The organism is Bradyrhizobium sp. 132, from assembly GCF_023074185.1.
In the GTDB taxonomy this organism is placed as follows: Bacteria; Pseudomonadota; Alphaproteobacteria; order Rhizobiales; family Xanthobacteraceae; genus Bradyrhizobium.
Genome location: NZ_JADPKY010000080.1, coordinates 1 through 573 on the forward strand (window position 1 = coordinate 1; position 573 = coordinate 573).

1 protein-coding gene is annotated in these 573 nt (G+C 70.2%); it reads left to right on the forward strand.

What is annotated here, in order from left to right; all coding sequences use genetic code 11:
- A partial coding sequence (locus IVA74_RS13845; RefSeq protein WP_247344377.1) for an Ig-like domain-containing protein occupies positions 1–573 on the forward strand: 573 nt, incomplete at both ends.

A 573-nucleotide genomic window follows, 5' to 3' on the forward strand; every position in this document is an offset into this window, starting at 1 on the left:
CCTCACCGTCGACACCGGCAGCTCGGCCACCGACCACGTCACCGCCAACCCGGCGCTGAGCGGCACCGGCCTTGCCAACACCGTGGTGCACTTCACCATCGACGGCACTCCGGTCGCGGCCACGGCGACCACCGATGCGCAAGGGGCGTGGTCGTTCCTCCCGAGCGGGCTGGCCGATGGATCGCACACCATCGTGGCAAGCCAGACCGACAGCTTCGGCAACACCGGTTCGGCCTCGCTCAGCTTCACCCTGGACACGGCGGCGCCGACGGCCGCGATCACCAGCACCGGCGGACCGGTCAACCAGGCCAGCCAGACCATCACCGGCACGGTCGACGTGGCCGATGCCGGCGCCAGCGTCACCATCCTCGACGGCACCACGCCGATCGGCACCGCCATCGTGCAGGGCAACGGCAGCTGGAGCACCACGGTCAGCCTCAACAACGGCAGCAACTCGCTGACCGCACGGGTGAGCGATGCCGCCGGCAACACCGCCACCAGCAGCGCGGTGGTCTACACGCTCAGCACCACCGGTCCGACAGTGACCGAGACCCTCACCGTCGACACCGGCAG